This window comes from Fischerella major NIES-592 (genome assembly GCF_001904645.1).
Classification (GTDB): Bacteria; Cyanobacteriota; Cyanobacteriia; order Cyanobacteriales; family Nostocaceae; genus Fischerella; species Fischerella thermalis.
Genome location: NZ_MRCA01000004.1, coordinates 373496 through 389144, shown reverse-complemented (window position 1 = coordinate 389144; position 15649 = coordinate 373496). Strand labels below are relative to the sequence as shown.

The 15649-nt window shown below is 40.4% G+C and carries 15 protein-coding genes; 4 read left to right on the top strand and 11 right to left on the bottom strand.

The features are described 5' to 3' along the window. Nucleotides 1–78: 78 nt before the first annotated feature. Entirely contained in the window at nucleotides 79–1461 is a 1383-nt protein-coding gene (gene hemN, locus NIES592_RS10820) for an oxygen-independent coproporphyrinogen III oxidase (protein ID WP_062248083.1), read from the top strand. A gap of 169 nt (nucleotides 1462–1630) precedes the next feature. Here hemN and NIES592_RS10815 read toward each other — a convergent pair whose 3' ends face one another. Both NIES592_RS10815 and NIES592_RS10810 read right to left on the bottom strand, forming a co-directional pair. After that, entirely contained in the window at nucleotides 1631–3382 is a 1752-nt protein-coding gene (locus tag NIES592_RS10815; protein ID WP_073555741.1) for an ABC transporter ATP-binding protein, read from the bottom strand. Between the two features lie 300 nt (nucleotides 3383–3682). Continuing rightward, complete coding sequence (locus NIES592_RS10810; RefSeq protein ID WP_062248085.1) at nucleotides 3683–4333, bottom strand: hypothetical protein; 651 nt, start codon at nucleotides 4331–4333, stop codon at nucleotides 3683–3685. 302 nt (nucleotides 4334–4635) lie between these two features. On the opposite strand from NIES592_RS10810, the gene galE reads away from it, so the two are divergent. Further along, nucleotides 4636–5634, top strand: coding sequence for a UDP-glucose 4-epimerase GalE (galE, locus tag NIES592_RS10805; RefSeq protein WP_073555722.1), 999 nt, complete (start codon nucleotides 4636–4638; stop codon nucleotides 5632–5634). A gap of 217 nt (nucleotides 5635–5851) precedes the next feature. Here galE and NIES592_RS10800 read toward each other — a convergent pair whose 3' ends face one another. Beyond that, complete coding sequence (locus NIES592_RS10800) at nucleotides 5852–6442, bottom strand: hypothetical protein (protein WP_073555721.1); 591 nt, start codon at nucleotides 6440–6442, stop codon at nucleotides 5852–5854. A gap of 231 nt (nucleotides 6443–6673) precedes the next feature. Beyond that, entirely contained in the window at nucleotides 6674–7867 is a 1194-nt protein-coding gene (locus NIES592_RS10795) for an FtsW/RodA/SpoVE family cell cycle protein (protein WP_062248090.1), read from the bottom strand. Here NIES592_RS10795 and NIES592_RS25575 point away from each other — a divergent pair, their 5' ends adjacent. Beyond that, nucleotides 7868–8077, top strand: coding sequence for a hypothetical protein (locus NIES592_RS25575; RefSeq protein WP_218600597.1), 210 nt, complete (start codon nucleotides 7868–7870; stop codon nucleotides 8075–8077). Between the two features lie 38 nt (nucleotides 8078–8115). Here the strand turns inward: NIES592_RS25575 and NIES592_RS10790 are convergent, their stop codons facing one another. The 4 genes from NIES592_RS10790 to NIES592_RS10775 form a co-directional block, all read right to left on the bottom strand. Further along, nucleotides 8116–9567, bottom strand: a complete 1452-nt coding sequence (locus NIES592_RS10790; RefSeq protein WP_062248092.1) for an ATP-binding protein — start codon at nucleotides 9565–9567, stop codon at nucleotides 8116–8118. Between the two features lie 11 nt (nucleotides 9568–9578). Further along, on the bottom strand, nucleotides 9579–10130 hold the full coding sequence (locus tag NIES592_RS10785) for a heme NO-binding domain-containing protein (protein ID WP_073555720.1): 552 nt from the start codon (nucleotides 10128–10130) through the stop codon (nucleotides 9579–9581). A 192-nt stretch (nucleotides 10131–10322) separates the two neighbouring features. After that, nucleotides 10323–11069 (bottom strand): TenA family transcriptional regulator, encoded by a 747-nt coding sequence (locus tag NIES592_RS10780; RefSeq protein ID WP_256678111.1) that lies wholly within the window; start codon nucleotides 11067–11069, stop codon nucleotides 10323–10325. Then, entirely contained in the window at nucleotides 11066–11836 is a 771-nt protein-coding gene (locus tag NIES592_RS10775; protein WP_062248096.1) for a class I SAM-dependent methyltransferase, read from the bottom strand. The genes NIES592_RS10780 and NIES592_RS10775 overlap by 4 nt, the downstream gene beginning before the upstream one ends. 754 nt (nucleotides 11837–12590) lie before the next feature. Between NIES592_RS10775 and NIES592_RS10770 the strand changes: the two genes are divergently transcribed. Further along, nucleotides 12591–13586: a hypothetical protein gene (locus NIES592_RS10770; protein WP_062248097.1), complete on the top strand. Its 996-nt coding sequence runs from the start codon at nucleotides 12591–12593 to the stop codon at nucleotides 13584–13586. Nucleotides 13587–13780: 194 nt separating this feature from the next. Here NIES592_RS10770 and NIES592_RS10765 read toward each other — a convergent pair whose 3' ends face one another. The 3 genes from NIES592_RS10765 to apcA form a co-directional block, all read right to left on the bottom strand. Next, nucleotides 13781–13984, bottom strand: a complete 204-nt coding sequence (locus NIES592_RS10765) for a phycobilisome linker polypeptide (RefSeq protein ID WP_009457010.1) — start codon at nucleotides 13982–13984, stop codon at nucleotides 13781–13783. Between the two features lie 226 nt (nucleotides 13985–14210). After that, nucleotides 14211–14696 carry an allophycocyanin subunit beta gene (gene apcB, locus NIES592_RS10760; protein ID WP_009457009.1) on the bottom strand — a complete coding sequence of 162 codons (486 nt, stop codon included), beginning with the start codon at nucleotides 14694–14696 and terminating at the stop codon, nucleotides 14211–14213. Between the two features lie 65 nt (nucleotides 14697–14761). Then, nucleotides 14762–15247 (bottom strand): allophycocyanin subunit alpha, encoded by a 486-nt coding sequence (apcA, locus tag NIES592_RS10755; RefSeq protein WP_062248099.1) that lies wholly within the window; start codon nucleotides 15245–15247, stop codon nucleotides 14762–14764. Between the last annotated feature and the right edge of the window lie 402 nt (nucleotides 15248–15649).

Genomic DNA, 15649 nt, shown 5'->3' with positions numbered 1-15649 from the left:
CACATCTTCATATTTCACCTACACCCCCACGCCCCTACACCTATATACTCATATACCCTTATTCACTGGAAAAATTCGATGGTTTTGCAAATTCCTGGTGTGAAATTCGATATAGATATCATCAAAAAATACGATATTCCCACACCCAGATACACTAGTTATCCACCCGCTACAGAACTAAGTCAAGCATTTACAGCATCTGAATTTGAACAAGCGATCGCCTCTTCAAATCAAAGAAAAACGCCTCTGTCTTTGTACTTTCATATTCCCTTTTGTCAGAGTGCTTGCTATTTTTGTGGCTGTAATGTAGTTATTTCCAATAACAAGAATATTGCTAAACCTTATCTAGAATATCTGGGTCGAGAAATCAAACATACAGCATCTTTGATTGATACAGATAGAAAAGTAGTGCAGATACACTGGGGTGGAGGAACCCCAAACTACTTAAGTTTAGAACAGGTAGAAAACCTGTGGAACAATATTAATCGCCACTTTCACCTTGATCCACAAGCAGAAATCTCCCTCGAAATCAATCCTCGCTACGTTGATAAAGACTACATTTTCTTTCTCAAAGAGATTGGCTTTAACCGTATTAGTTTTGGTATCCAGGATTTTAACCCCCAAGTGCAAGCAGCTATCAATCGTGTCCAGCCAGAGAAAGCACTATTTGAAGTCATGGACTGGATTAGAGAAGCAGGGTTTCAAAGTGTGAATGTAGACCTAATTTATGGTCTACCGTATCAAACTTATGAGAGCTTTCACCAGACAATTAACAAGACTATAGAGTTAGACCCGGATCGCATAGCAGTATTTAACTTTGCTTATGTTCCCTGGATAAAACCAGTGCAGAAAAATATTGCCAAGGATGCTCTACCAGCACCACAGGAGAAATTAGAGATTTTGAAAATGACTATTGAAGAGTTAACTAATAGTCAATATCTCTTCATTGGCATGGATCATTTTGCCAAACCTCATGATGAATTAGCGATCGCTCAACGCAACTACACACTCAAGCGTAACTTCCAAGGTTATACTACTTGGGGACAAGCAGAACTATTTGGTTTTGGTGCCACATCGGTTAGTATGCTAGAAGATGCCTATGCTCAGAACCACAAGCGCTTGAGTGATTATTATCAAACAATTGATGCCGGAATTTTACCCATTGGTAAAGGTATTAAGTTAAGTGAGGATGATATTCTCAGACGAGATGTGATTATGCGGCTAATGTCTCATGCCAAATTGCATAAGCAAGACATTGAAGATAAGTATCAAATCTGTTTTGATGAGTATTTTGCAAAAGAATTAGCAGCATTGCAAAATTTAGAATCAGATGGATTAGTCAGCTTATCAAAAAATGAGATTGGCATCACAGGAATTGGCAGATTATTAGTGAGAAATATTGCTGTCAATTTTGATGCTCGTCGCCTCACACAAAAACAAAAGTTTTCCCAGGCGATTTAATCTTTACTGATATTTTGTATCAAGCAATGTTCCTAATTACAGATAGGGAAAATTCGCAAGGTAAGGATTTATCGACATTGTTTTGAGGCTCATGGTAAATTTTGACACCTTAACTCCGCGCCTCTGTGCGTATATCTTTGCGTCCCTCTGCGTTTAAAATCGCTACAAGTTAATGCAGCAATTCCTCGACTTGATGTTGATTCCACAAAGTTCTATAGAGACCTGGTTGTTGTAATAACTCTGCATGGATACCTGTTTGGACGATTTTGCCTTTATCCATGACAAAAATTCGGTCAGCAACTGCTGCGGCTGAAAGTTGGTGGGTGATAAAAATTACAGTTTTGCGTTTTATACCACCGGAAAGGTTGTTTAAAATCGCTGTAGCTGTTTGATTGTCAACGCTGGAGAGGGCATCATCTAATATTAAAACTGGGGCATCAACTAGCATTGCCCTTGCTAAAGCTGTACGTTGGCGTTGACCACCAGAAAGAGTAATACCACGTTCACCAACTATAGTTTCGTATTGTTGGGGAAAATTTAATATTTCTGGGTGAATTTGGGCAGTTTTGGCAGCTGATTCTACTTTTTGCTGTTCTGCTAAGGGGTCACCATAGCGGATGTTATTTTTGATGGTGGTGCTGAAGAGAAAAGTATCTTGAGGAACGTAGGCGATCGCACTGCGTAAGTCTGCTAAGGCAATTTTAGTAATATCTACTCCATCTAAAAATAACTGTCCTTCGTCAATATCCAACAGACGAGGTAAAGCATTAGCTAAAGTTGATTTCCCCGAACCAATCGCCCCGACAATTGCGACTGTTTCTCCGGCGGCGATACTAAAGTTTACCCTATCTAAAGCGCGAGTGGAAGCACCGGGGTAGATATAACAAAGGTTTTTTGCTGTCAACTGGCCTTGCACTTGCTCTATTGGCAAATGAATTGTATTTGGTTCATCTTTGATTTTGGGTGTGACAGTCAAAATCGATTCGATGCGATCAACACTCACTTCACCCCGTTGGTAGGCGGTGATGGTGAATCCTAACAAAGCAGTGGGAAAAACTAAACGCTCTACATACAATAGCAGTGCGACAAAACTACCAACATCGAGGGTTCCAGAGGCGATGCGCGTTGCTCCCAGCAAGATGATGACTAGGGAGCTAACATTAGCTAATCCACCAACTAAGGGAAACAGTGTATTGCGGCTTTTTGCTAGTTTGAGGTTAGCTCGTAATAATTGCTGATTTTTCTCGGCGAAAGCACGCCGCTCGTTTTCTTCTTGGGCGTAGATTTTGATTAAAGCAATACCACTGATATCCTCTTGAATCAAATCGCTGATGTCAGAGAGTTGATTTTGCACTGCTAACTGTTCATTACGGAGGCGATCGCTAAACAGATGCACCAAATAAAACATCAAAGGATATACTGCTAAAGCCGCCAGTGTCATGTCTACACTAATTGAGAGCATGACTGGTAATGTTAAAGCATAAGCAAATACGGTATTTGCCAAACTCAACACTACAAAACCCAATAATCGCCTGACGTTATCTACATCGCTAGTGGCGCGACTAATCAAGTCCCCAGCTGTGTTGGTAGTAAAATAGGATGGTTCTAGCTTCAGTAAGTGTTCAAAAATTCTTTGTTTGAGTTCAAATTCTACTTGACGACCTATACCAAATATCCAGATGCGCGACGCCATCCGAATAAACCACATTGCTGAAGTCAGCAGGATGATTGGTATTACGTAATTGGATAACTGATTTAAGCTAAATGTGACTGAGAGTTTGTCAACTGCTGAGCGAATCAACAAAGGAATGTAAACACCTAGTCCATTGACAGTTAATAGAGCGACAATACCTAATGTCGCTTCCCGCCAGTGGGGACGCAGGTAAGTAGCGAGTACAGCAAGGCGTCGTGTTTTTGCCATTCCAGCAATTTGCAGCGATTGTGATGGTAGAATGTGCCAGCCAAAATCTGGCAATCAGTGAGATTGACAGTTCAAATCACTGATAACTGATATCATGTCCGCTTAAAGACTTATCATATCTGTGAAGGCCGGTAATTGGTAATTGGTAATGGGTAATGGCAAAAATCAATGCCCAATGACCAACTGCATCACAATAATATCGTAAGTAATTAGCCGGACTTGATATGATACCTGAAATAAATAAGGCCAGTCAGCTACAAATGTAGCATTGTGGCCTCTTGAATTGCAGTTTTCTTTGTTTTATTGCTGACCACCACGCAAGAAAAAGTAAATCTGATTGAGATAACTTTCCCAAACTCTTGTTGTCAGCGCCAATGTGTCCGCACTGGGTACAAAATCTTCCAATTGCAACCCACGTCTGCGAACATCAGTTGGAGTTTGCAACAGATACGAGTTTAATTGTGCCTGTGAAAGAATGCTATCACCGACTACATCTGACACGTTCGCTACTGTGGAGTTTTGTTTAAATGCCACCAGTGTTCCAGATGTGGGTGTTGCTAGAGCCAGATCTGGATTAGCAAATTTGGCGATCGGTGACTGAACTAAAAAATAGGCGACTGCTGGCGTACTAGCCAGCAACAAAATCGTTAATGCCCAAGCGACATATAATCCTCCTGGCTTTGTGATTCCACCATCTTTTAAATTCTGGGCAGCAAAAATCATTAATAAAATTGATGCTCCTAAAGGTTTGAGTGGAAAGGATACTACTCTCCACAAAGAAGCAATGGCTGGTTCTGTAGGGTTAACAAACGACAGAAGTACAACAGCAGCCAAAATCACTAGAAATAATCGCCCTACAAAAGTTCCTTTCGGATAATATCTCTGGAACAAAGAGACTAAAACCGCTAAAAGAAGCAGCCAAAGAAGAACCCGGCTTAGAAGTACAAACATAAGTGAACTCTCAAATCTTCTGGTGCGGTCAGCCTAGCATTTTTGGGCATTTGAGTTATTTTACCGTCAAATTAGTAGTATTGCACTGTTAATTGACAGAAAATCCCTCAGCACGCCACTTCCCAAGGGCAGAGATATATCTCCGCACTGGGGGGTGGCTCCCCCTCACACAAAGACCACCGTCGTAGTGATTTTAGAGCAAATTTTTTCAAGTGACCGCAGTTTTTGTAATTTTCCAGATCAGTAATCAGGTTCAGGTAGATTAATTTAATTAAGTAGTTGTCTCAGAAAAAGGAAGAAGTATGTCGCCTGGAAAGCCCACCATTTTGGTTACGGGAGGGGCTGGATATATCGGCTCCCATGCCGTATCAGCCCTATTGCAGGCTGGTTATGAAGTGTTAATTCTGGATAATCTGGTGTACGGACATCGCGATTTGGTAGAAAAAGTTTTACAAGTGGAACTTGTAGTTGGTGATACAAGCGATCGCGCTTTGTTGGATCAGTTATTTCAAAGCCGTGATATTGCAGCAGTGATGCATTTTTCTGCCTATGCCTATGTAGGAGAATCGGTTACTGACCCTGCTAAATACTACCGCAATAACGTTGTCGGAACTCTCACCTTGCTAGAAGCGATGCTGGCAGCTTCTGTAAATAAATTTGTATTTTCTTCTACTTGTGCAACTTATGGAGTTCCCCAGATCATACCCATTCCCGAAAATCATCCCCAAAACCCTATCAATCCCTATGGTGCTACCAAGTTGATGGTGGAGAGGATTCTGTCTGATTTTGATACTGCCTATGGTTTAAAATCAGTTATTTTTCGCTATTTCAATGCTGCTGGTGCTGATCCTAATGGGAAGTTAGGAGAAGACCATAATCCAGAAACCCATTTAATTCCCTTGGTACTGCAAACGGCTCTAGGTAAACGCGAATCAATTTCTGTTTTTGGTACGGATTACCCCACAGCCGATGGTACTTGTATTAGAGATTACATTCACGTCAATGATTTAGCTGATGCTCATGTTTTAGGCTTGGAATATTTGTTAAGAGGTGGTGACAGCGAAGTTTTCAATTTAGGAAATGGCAATGGTTTCTCAGTCAAGGAAGTGATTGAGACTGCTAAGTCCATAACAGGCCGTGATCTTAAAGTTGTAGAATGCGATCGCCGTCCTGGTGATCCACCTGTTTTAATTGGTAGTAGCGACCAAGCCAGAAAAATCTTAAACTGGCAACCACAATATTCATCCCTCAAAGAAATCATCACCCACGCCTGGCAGTGGCATCAACAGCGACATAAGTAATGGGGGATTGGGGACAAGGAGGACAAGGGAGATGGGGGAGTGTGGGAAGTGTGGGGAGAAAACAATTCAAAATTCACGCATTCAAAATTCACGCATTAAGACTTTTTGACTTGTTTGCCCTAATGACCAATGACTTTTGACCATTGACCATTAACAATCAACAACCAACTACTAACTACTAACTACTAACTACTAACCACTAACCAATAACAGTTGACTAATCCTTATTCACCCGTTGCACAACAAATAGCAACACGCCCATGCCAAAAAAGCCTAAAGCTGCGATCGCCCAAATAGTTACTCCCTGGGTTTGTTCTTCAGTAATATTTTGGTTGACATTTTTGGCAACTTGTGGTTTTGATTTTGTTTGTGCTGTTCCAACCGCCACAGTAACCCTATACTTCAACTCAAATGGTTTAAATTTTGACCCTGCTGTTGGTTTTCCCCGCAACAGCAGTTGATAACTACCTGGTCTGGGAAAAGTAATATCAGCACCAGGTATTCCTTTGTAGCGTTCTGCCGAGATTGATTTTAAGGTTGGTTCCAGCAGCGGTGGTTCTCCAGAGGCATGAGGTTCGGCATAAATCAGCAATTGACAATCACACTGTGCTAGCGGAATCACCTTACCACCTTTATGCGTGAGAGCAAACCACGCTCTTGTTTCTTCTCCAGCACGAGGAGTATCATTTGGTTCAATGTGTAGGGTTGCACCTACATCTGCTGTTGTTTTGACTTTGTGAGCAGAGGCAGGGTGAATTCCAAAAAGGAAATTAACAAAAATAAACAGTAATAATAAATAATTAGACATGGCTCAGTGAGGTGAAAAAATAGCTTGATAGGAGTTTCATTTGTTGAACGTGAGTTCGATAAATATTATTCAGATTAATAACCAAATCACGCGTAAGTAACTGCTTCAATCAGTTATCAGTTATCAGTTGTCAATATACTGATAACTGTGAAAGTGGATTTTAGCTATTAGTCCGGAATTTATTTGAGGGCGTTATATAAGTCTAATGAAATCTATCGAACTCACGTTTAATTAAAACTTTTTTCTTTGTGTCAATCTTTCTGGTCTATTTCTCCCTCCTCCTCGTAAAGGTATCACCTCAGCTTCACTACTTTCTCTTGCTACCCTAATCAATAATCCAGCTGCTACTAAACTGGCAATCATGGAATTACCACCATAACTAAACATTGGTAACGGCAAACCAGTAGTTGGCAAGGCACCTGTAGCAACACCTATATGGAGTAATGATTGTCCTACCATCAAAATTGTCACACCGATCGCCACCAGTCGATGTATGGGATGGGTTGTCTTGAGGGCAACTATTAACCCCAAGGTTGCGAATAAACCTAACATTACTAACAGCACAACACTACCGACAAAACCAAATTCTTCCGCAAATACAGAAAAAATAAAATCTGTGTCCTGAATCGGTAAATAAAATAGTTTTTGTTGAGAAAGTCCAAAACCAGCACCCCAAGTATTACCCGAACCTATTGCTAATAAACTTTGCACCAACTGATAGCCATCCCCAGTTGCATCAGCCCAAGGATTGAGGAAAGACATTACCCGTTTACGTTGATACTCTCGGAAGCTAACACTGAGTACAGCTAACAGAACTCCAGCAAAAGCTGTTCCTCCCAGATACTTGTAAGGTAATCCAGCTGCTAAGGCAATTAGCCAAATAGTCATACCGCATAGTGAGGCAGTACTTAAGTTCGGCTGTGCCAAAATCCCTAAAATCACAAGACAAAAAATACCCAACCAAGTCAAACGCACATGCCAACTCAGCTGTTCCCATTGCCCAAAAACTCTCGCACTTTGCAGCACCAAAAAGGGTTTAATTAACTCTGAAGGCTGAATCGGGACTGGTCCTACTAGCCTACGAGCTGCACCAAGCTCATTCTTTCCCACTCCTGGAATCATAGTGACGAAAATTAACCCCAGTAACAAAAACATAAACCAATGGGACATCCCTAAAAACTTACGCAAGGGTAAGTTCACAACAATATTGAAGAGTATCAAAGCAACTAATACCCAAAGAAGTTGGCGTTTAAAGTAGTACAGCCCATCATCATGACGAACGTCAGCAACGGGATAGGAGGCTGAAAACAGCATTATTAAGCCTATAAACAGCCAAACTAATGTTAACCAGCGTAACAGGCGCGCCTCTAATGCCCACTCGGACACAGAGTTATCAAATAATGGAATTAGGCGGCGTAAATTCACGTGTTATACCGAATCAATAGCATCCGCAATATTTTGTACGTGGTAGATTTTAGCAGGCCTTTTATTTTGGCGATCGCACAGTCGTGTGAAAGCGATCGCTACCAAGGGTACACCTACAGCCCCACATTCGTAAACGGTGTTGTCATCGGCACTTTCCACTACGTGATGAAAAGAAGGGTAAGTGACTTCTTTGATGCAGATACTAAATAAAATTTAAGTATACAGAATGATACAACTTTGAAGGATATTTAGATAACACAACTCAGCGATCTAATATCATTCACTGTTTGTCTGTCCACCGATATAGGAATTTCAATGCAGAACTCGCTTCCCTGACCCGGTTCTGAGACGCATGTTAGTTTTCCTCCGTGTTTTTCAACAACAATTTGATAGCTAATCGATAAGCCTAGCCCTGTCCCCTTACCTACTGGCTTAGTTGTAAAAAATGGATCAAACAGTTTTGCCTTAACTCCTTCAGTCATCCCTGGGCCATTGTCAGCAATTCGGATCGCAATATAGCTTGTTTCTAAAACTTCTGTAGTAATTGTAATTTTATTCAAATTATCTTGAATTCCTATACTAGAATCTTTTATGTTATTGCTCTCAATAGCATCAATAGCATTACTAATAATATTCATGAAGACTTGGTTTAATTGTCCAGGATAACACTCTATTAAAGGTAAATTACCGTAGTTTTTTACTATTTCTATACCTGGTTTATCACCTTTGGCTTTGAAGCGGTTTTGTAAAATCAGCAGAGTACTCTCAATACCTTCGTGAAGATTAACCCTTTTCACCTCTGCTTCATCAAGACGAGAGAAGTTGCGAAGAGAGCACACAATGTCCCTGATCCGTTCTGCCCCTATTCTCATAGAATTTATCGTTTTGGGTAAATCTTCAAGTATATAATCTAATTCATTTTTACGAATGTAATCTTGTATTTTTGGCACGATATGAAAATTAAATGTTTTGCATAAAATTAATAACTTCAATAGGTCTTGAGTATATTGTTCAACATAATCTAAATTGGCGTAAATAAAATTTACAGGATTGTTAATTTCGTGAGCAATCCCTGCTACCAACTGACCTAGACTGGACATTTTCTCAGCTTGTATTAATTGGGCTTGAGTATGCCGTAATTCTCTGAGAGACTGTTCTAGTTTTTGGGCTTGTTCTTCAGCAACTTTAGCCAAATTTTCTTGTATTGCCAGAGCACGCTGTAATTCTGCCCGCTGCTTGGTGAGTTCTGCTGTTAATTTTTCAGCATCAGCCAGAGCAGAATTTTTTGCTTGTAATAGGAATAAAAAATCAACTATTGGATCGTGAATGGCAAAATCTTTTAATTTGATATTTAGAGGAGTGAGATGAACAGTATCAGTAATCCAGGGAGAACAAAGAAAAAATATCAATTCTTCTTCTGGTTGATACATCATCTGACCCTTAAGTTGCATTCCATTTTGGATAAACTCCAACATGAAAAGAGCACGGGACTGTTTTTGAATGGCATCAAAATTAACCGCTACATTAGGGCGATTGATTTGAAAATATTGCTCAAATTTGCTTCCTATTATTTGTTCGCCACTAATGCGCTCTAGAACAGCACCAGCTTGTAAAATTTCTCGTTGGCGGTTAAATACAAAGTGGAATGGAAAAGCTTTTGTAAATAATTCTGGCGAAAGACTCAGATGAGGAGAAACCATACATACTGACCTCACTGTGGTTTATACTTCACTAAAAATTCATCATGATCTGCGCCTTCATTCCTACTTTGGGTTTGGGTAATATCAACTTCTGTATCAAACCTTTTTCCTAATCCCTTGACTAAACCCATTACCATTGGCGTCAGTCCTTCTCGGGTTGAGCGATAATGTAAGTTCAGAGACTCTTCTTCTGTATCAGTACATTCAAAAGATGGGGGCATTAGCTTAGGAAAACTAATTCCCACACGAGCATGAAGATGGTCAAGGTTTTCCAGGAATTCAGGTAGGTTATCTCCGCTCATATCCATCAGTTCGCCGTAGCCTTCATCTGCTGTGTACTGTACCCAATATTCTCCAAAAGCTTGCATAACTTCTGCTGCTGATAAACCTAAGACAACACTTGCAGCTTTTACAAGCCTGTGGGTAATATCATCAGGATAGGCTTCCATGCTGATAAAAACATCTACTTCTAGTTCAGCTTCCTGCTTAATTTCTTGCCAAATATTTTTGCCAAAGCGACTGCATACCATCTCTTCAATCGCCTTGTTGACTAATCCATACATAAAGACTCCTGATTTTTGCACCCAATTATAATTTGTGCATTAGACTGAATAATCTTAGGCTCTACAGCAGTATTCAAATTTTTATATCTGCTGTATAAACATGTTATTTTGCCTGTGCTTAATTGCCTAAAAAAGAGAAAAAAACGCTATAAACTTCCTGCTATTTTTAGCAATTCATCCAGATTCACCCTTTTAACTTACCGATTGCCATGCATTCAAAAGCAAAAATGGATTAGCACTCAAATCAGATTCGTAAATTTGACGCTGAATCCCATTAAAGAATTGCACACGGGCGTCCATTGCTTCGACAATAGCAAGCTTTAGCTTGACTTCTTCTTCTTCTGTAATTAACTGAGGTTCAATCAGTGCTGCGAGTTTTGCCGCATGGCTATCATCCACATCAATATGGACTTCAAAAAATATCAAGGATTCCTTGGATAAAGGTGCAGTGCCAATAATGCCTTGATAAAGTTGAGTGTATAGCGTACTCACAATTCCTTCAGATGCGTAACACACTGCCCCAAGTGCAGCTAAAAAACCATACTGATGCGGTATTCGTAGGTAGGTATCAATTAGATCTCTAGTTTCAGGTATTGTGGGCAGCATTGCTAAAATCTCGTCATCAATACCAATAGCACGGGTAAAACGACGAAATAACTCGGGATGGGATTGATTTAAATCCCCCTGTCCCATTTCGTCAAACAAGTTCTCTAAGAGGACTAACTGAGCGCTTTCATCTTCGCAGCAAGATAAAATACTAGCCAAAATTCGATTAAATTCTTTGGAGAATTTGTACATCTGAACGGCTAGTAAGCGTATCTCTTGTAAAGACAACTGTCTAGCGCGACAACGGCTGAGGAAATCATGCTTCCACAGTGGATGATGAGCCGTAATTTCCCGTAAGGATTCGTGAATAGAACAAGATAGCTTTGTCATCATCGTAATACTTGTATGGCTAAATGGAGTGGTAAATCAATCAAAGAACCGAAAAAAGATTCATCTAGTGCTATGTGTTCTGGAGTAACTCGTAATTCTCGCAAAGTTGGCATCGTATTGAAGCCAGCGTTTTTAAGGGCATCAAAATAGTCTTCTAAGGTTTTGTGAACCAATTGCACATCTAGCCAAGACCCATCTCTTTTCCAAATACGACCCGGAAATTGCCGATCTCGCTTACTGAAATAGCCTTTACCCTCAACCTCAAAATAGAAGGGATAGGCAGGTTCCCGCATGTATGGAAAAGATGGATGTGGAACACTGAAAACAAATCGACCCCCTGGACGAAGTACACGTGCAACTTCGGTCATGCATTGTTGAGTTTGAGCAGTTGTCAAATAGTTAAATAGAAACACTGCTATGACTAAGTCAAATTCGCGATCGCCAAACTGTTTGAGGTCAGTAGCACACCCTAATTCATACTGAATACCCAAGGGATCTTTTAATTCCTGCAATTTTGCTGCTGCAATCATCGCTTCAGAGAGATCTACACCATATATTTGGGCAGCACCTCTTTGGCGTAATTCCCGAGAGCAATAACCTTCACCACAACCCAACTCAAGCACTCGCAACCCGGCAACAGGCTCACAAAGCTTTAGTACGAAAGGGCGTGCCGTAAAATCAGAAAGTGAAGTCGGTTCTCCTCGAATCCACTGTGATGCTGTGCCGTTATAAAGGTTTTTAGTGGAATTTTTGTTATCTGAGTTTGGCATGTTGACAGATTTATCTAGTAATCAGGTTTAAATCAATATAAGTATGAGGATTGTTGGTAGTTGATGATAATAGTTACTGCTTTTTCAAAAGCATAAGCAAAGTAAGTGCGCTTTTTTCACCGATCGTAGGAACAACAAACGACAAAAATAATTAGCAATAAATACTTGTGTTAATACCTATCTATTTATTTTTTAGAAAAGTTACATTTGATGAGATATTTCTTTTGTATCATTTGTATATTTTGTTGATAATGTTGATTGTACGGATTTTTGTCTTATTGATTTCAATCTTATTTTTTCAGGTAGCTAGCTGTTTGTATCTACCGATCTTTATAAAAGCTTGTTAATGTTGTTGATGGGCAAAATATTTATTTAATAAATTTATCGAGTCAAAATTATTTTTAACTTTAACTTTATATTGAATTTATAAAAAAATTCAGAGTAAATACTCTACTAAAACAATTTTATTTGGAGAATATTAGTAGCAAAGTGTAAATAAACATGACTATCAAGTGTGTTTAGTGTGATTGATAAGTTGTTAGTTTTACCAAATAACAAACAATCAACAACTAGTAATTATCATTAAAAATCAACCACCGAGCGCAAAGAGGTCGAAAGTCAATAATTAAAATTTGTTGACTCTACCTGACCCTACGGCATGCTTTTGACTACTGCGTGAATACAACAGCAGCTTGCCCTAGGAAATGGTATTAGCCACTACACTAACTTCTAGTAAATGATAGAAAGGATAATAATGGCAAAATTATTAGCAAAGCCAAAATTAGATAAACAATTAGAACTAGAGCAAGCGATCGCATTCTCTGAGTTAGGTGATCGCCTGTTTGATGAACTTAGCGATCGTATTTCTACTAAACGGCAGTATCGGCTGCTGTTTGAACACAAGTTAAAGCCCGAATTATTTCAGCAGATCCAAATTGCTGCTGCTGGTTACATTTCAGCCTGCCTAAACAGTCCTATCATTCTCTCGGAAGAGGAAATGCTCCAGAGATTACTCGAACAGAGAAATACTCTGTCGAACTACACTGGCACCGGACTTTTAATGCCAAAGCGAGAACATACTTTGGCTTTTAACCTCTTTCAAAGAAGTGTAGCTGAAGCTTTTTACCAATTAGGAGCTAACGATCTGATCGATGCAGTAGATTTACCAGTAAATCTCCGTATGGTTTATGGTAAAACCGATCCAGAAAAAACTCGTTTGCCTTTCGCAAGCTCAAAGCTACATAGCGATGTCTGGGCAGGTGTTCCTGCTGATGCAACAGTTGTAATTTTGCCCCTCTTTGGTGATATTGAAAACATCACTATCGAAGCTGGTGAAATGCCCCGCGAAATGGAACTCAAAGCAATGCGGATCATGTCCGACTTCGATGAAGGTAGGGATATTCCAATGGTTGTCTCCTACACAGAAGCACAATTACAGCACGGTACGATGTATTTTAACGATGCTCGTGGATTACACCAAACAGTCAGACGTCAAACAGATGGTGTGAGAATTTCAGTAGATTTTAGGTTTCGCAGAAAATTCAATGAAGCATATCGGGCAATGTTGTCACCAAGTCTTGGTGGTGTAGAGCAAGATATGAGTGTACCTTACGAAGAGTGGCTAAAGGTTGGTAAAGAAACACTTATTATATTTGATGAAACTATCGAGGAGGCAAAGTTCAAACGCAATAGCAGCAGTTCTGTTCCGCTATATATGGGTGGATATCGTCTCCTGAAAATGTTTGACTAAATCATATTTGGTCATCGATCGCATAGTTTGATAGTGCAGGCATTTCAACTGAGTAGGCAAGATGCTTGCACTATTTTTGTATTCAACCAGATATATTCACCTCTTCTGGCAACTGACAAATAACACAAAAAAGAGGTCTATCTGACCTCTTCACAACTCCCTACAATCAATAGTTTGGTCAATTAGGAATTAAATTAAGCTAAACCAGTATTTGTTCCTTGCTTGCCAGTAGCTAATTCTACTTTAACGATTTTACCACCCATTTTTTGAATACGTTGCTGCTCACGGAACCAGTTGTCATAGGGAACTAATTTAGTGAAGAAAGTATTTTGCAATTCCCGCTGAGTGCGAATTCTAGTTTGGCTAGGAACACAAGCAGTAATTTTAAACATCCTCATGGTCTTAAATCTCCAGTGGCGAAGGTGAAAACTTTTTTATTTCAAAATTCTGAGTGCAAAACTATCTTTATTCACTCCAAGTCTGGAAATCAACCATCAATACCAGATCGTTAATACTCATCATTCATTAATTTAGCTTGATAAGCAATAAAACGCCCTAGCACTCATGATCGATTTCCAGACCTTCACTTAAGTCGCACCTAAATTATTAAGCGCAAACTAGCTCCTAGCTCAAGCCAGAGCAGATATAGTCTAAGTAAACACCCATTTCTTTGCCAGCATCTGGACCAACCAAGCTAGCGGTTACTTCCTTCATAGCTTGGATAGCTTGTACGGTAGCACCAATGGGTACACCTAGGGAGTTGTAGGTTTCTTTCAAACCGTTCAATACACGCTCGTCGAGGATGGAGGGGTCGCCAGCCAACATAGCGTAGGTAGCGTAACGCAGGTAGTAATCCAAGTCACGGATACAAGCTGCATAACGGCGGGTGGTGTACATGTTACCACCGGGACGGGTAATGTCTGAGTACAACAAGGACTTCGCTACAGCTTCTTTCACGATCGCAGCAGCGTTAGCAGCGATGGTGGTAGCAGCACGTACGCGCAGTTCGCCAGTGGAGAAGTAGCTCTTAAGCTTCTCGAGAGCTGCGGTGTCGAGGTACTTACCTTGAACGTCCGAAGAGTTAATTACAGCGGTAATTGCGTCTTGCATGTTGTTATTTCCTTATTTCCAACCGTATTGCAATACTTCTGTTTCCAAAGGAGAAACAGCTTCACCTACGACATAGCACCAACGAGGTAATCGAAGTAAGCACCAGCTTCAGCAGCGTCTTCACCAGACAGCAGAGAAGCAGCAACGTTCTTCATTGCGCTTACACCACTTGCAACAGCATCGATAGGAGTGCCGAGAGATTTGTACATTTCACGAACGCCTACCACGCCGATTTCTTCGATGGGGGTAACATCACCAGAAACCACACCGTAGGTGATGAGGCGGAGGTAGTAATCCAGGTCACGCAAGCAGGTAGCGGTCATTTCTTGACCGTAAGCATTGCCACCAGGAGATACAACGTCAGGGCGTTTTTGGAACAGCTGGTCACCAGCTTGCTTAACAATCCGCTCACGGTTGTCGGTCAAAACTTGAGCAATACGCAGGCGGCGCTCACCGCTGGTAACAAAACTCTTGATCCGATCCAGTTCGCCGGGGCTGAGGTAGCGGGCTTCTGCATCTGCATTCACGATCGCTTTCGTGACGATACTCATTAATGGATTCCTCCAGTACTAACGAAACCAGAATATTTAGATTACACTGGTGCGACTTTACGGTTTGATAGTAGCTTTGTTTTCTCGTTCTCTAGATTCAACAGTCAAATAACTACTGAAGCTATTATGTTTCGAGAATGCTTGAGTAATCGCAATTACACAAGCTTTGCAACTCAGCTACCTTCCGGAATTATTTTCGGGCATTATGCTGAGCATATATGACTGCTTTTAACAGTTTGTAACATTCTTTTTCATGTTTGCTTCCATAATCACAATCTGAAAACAATGTTACGAAAGATTAAGAAGAAAAATCAGGAGAGAAATTTTTCCCCTGATTCTCCCTCTTTAAGATGCTCAGCTTTTTTAAGCGGGCAAAAGGGTAAAGTTTGATAGTTATCAGTA

What these genes read in the sequence shown, in the direction of transcription:
- NIES592_RS10770 (WP_062248097.1), top strand. Translation starts at nt 12,591, where the DNA reads ATGGCAAAATTATTAGCAAAGCCAAAATTAGATAAACAATTAGAACTA.
- hemN (WP_062248083.1), top strand. Translation starts at nt 79, where the DNA reads ATGGTTTTGCAAATTCCTGGTGTGAAATTCGATATAGATATCATCAAA.
- NIES592_RS10775 (WP_062248096.1), bottom strand. Translation starts at nt 11,836, where the DNA reads ATGCCAAACTCAGATAACAAAAATTCCACTAAAAACCTTTATAACGGC.
- galE (WP_073555722.1), top strand. Translation starts at nt 4,636, where the DNA reads ATGTCGCCTGGAAAGCCCACCATTTTGGTTACGGGAGGGGCTGGATAT.
- apcB (WP_009457009.1), bottom strand. Translation starts at nt 14,696, where the DNA reads ATGCAAGACGCAATTACCGCTGTAATTAACTCTTCGGACGTTCAAGGT.
- NIES592_RS10780 (WP_256678111.1), bottom strand. Translation starts at nt 11,069, where the DNA reads ATGATGACAAAGCTATCTTGTTCTATTCACGAATCCTTACGGGAAATT.
- NIES592_RS10790 (WP_062248092.1), bottom strand. Translation starts at nt 9,567, where the DNA reads ATGGTTTCTCCTCATCTGAGTCTTTCGCCAGAATTATTTACAAAAGCT.
- NIES592_RS10765 (WP_009457010.1), bottom strand. Translation starts at nt 13,984, where the DNA reads ATGAGGATGTTTAAAATTACTGCTTGTGTTCCTAGCCAAACTAGAATT.
- NIES592_RS10785 (WP_073555720.1), bottom strand. Translation starts at nt 10,130, where the DNA reads ATGTATGGATTAGTCAACAAGGCGATTGAAGAGATGGTATGCAGTCGC.
- apcA (WP_062248099.1), bottom strand. Translation starts at nt 15,247, where the DNA reads ATGAGTATCGTCACGAAAGCGATCGTGAATGCAGATGCAGAAGCCCGC.
- NIES592_RS10810 (WP_062248085.1), bottom strand. Translation starts at nt 4,333, where the DNA reads ATGTTTGTACTTCTAAGCCGGGTTCTTCTTTGGCTGCTTCTTTTAGCG.
- NIES592_RS10815 (WP_073555741.1), bottom strand. Translation starts at nt 3,382, where the DNA reads ATGGCAAAAACACGACGCCTTGCTGTACTCGCTACTTACCTGCGTCCC.
- NIES592_RS10800 (WP_073555721.1), bottom strand. Translation starts at nt 6,442, where the DNA reads ATGTCTAATTATTTATTATTACTGTTTATTTTTGTTAATTTCCTTTTT.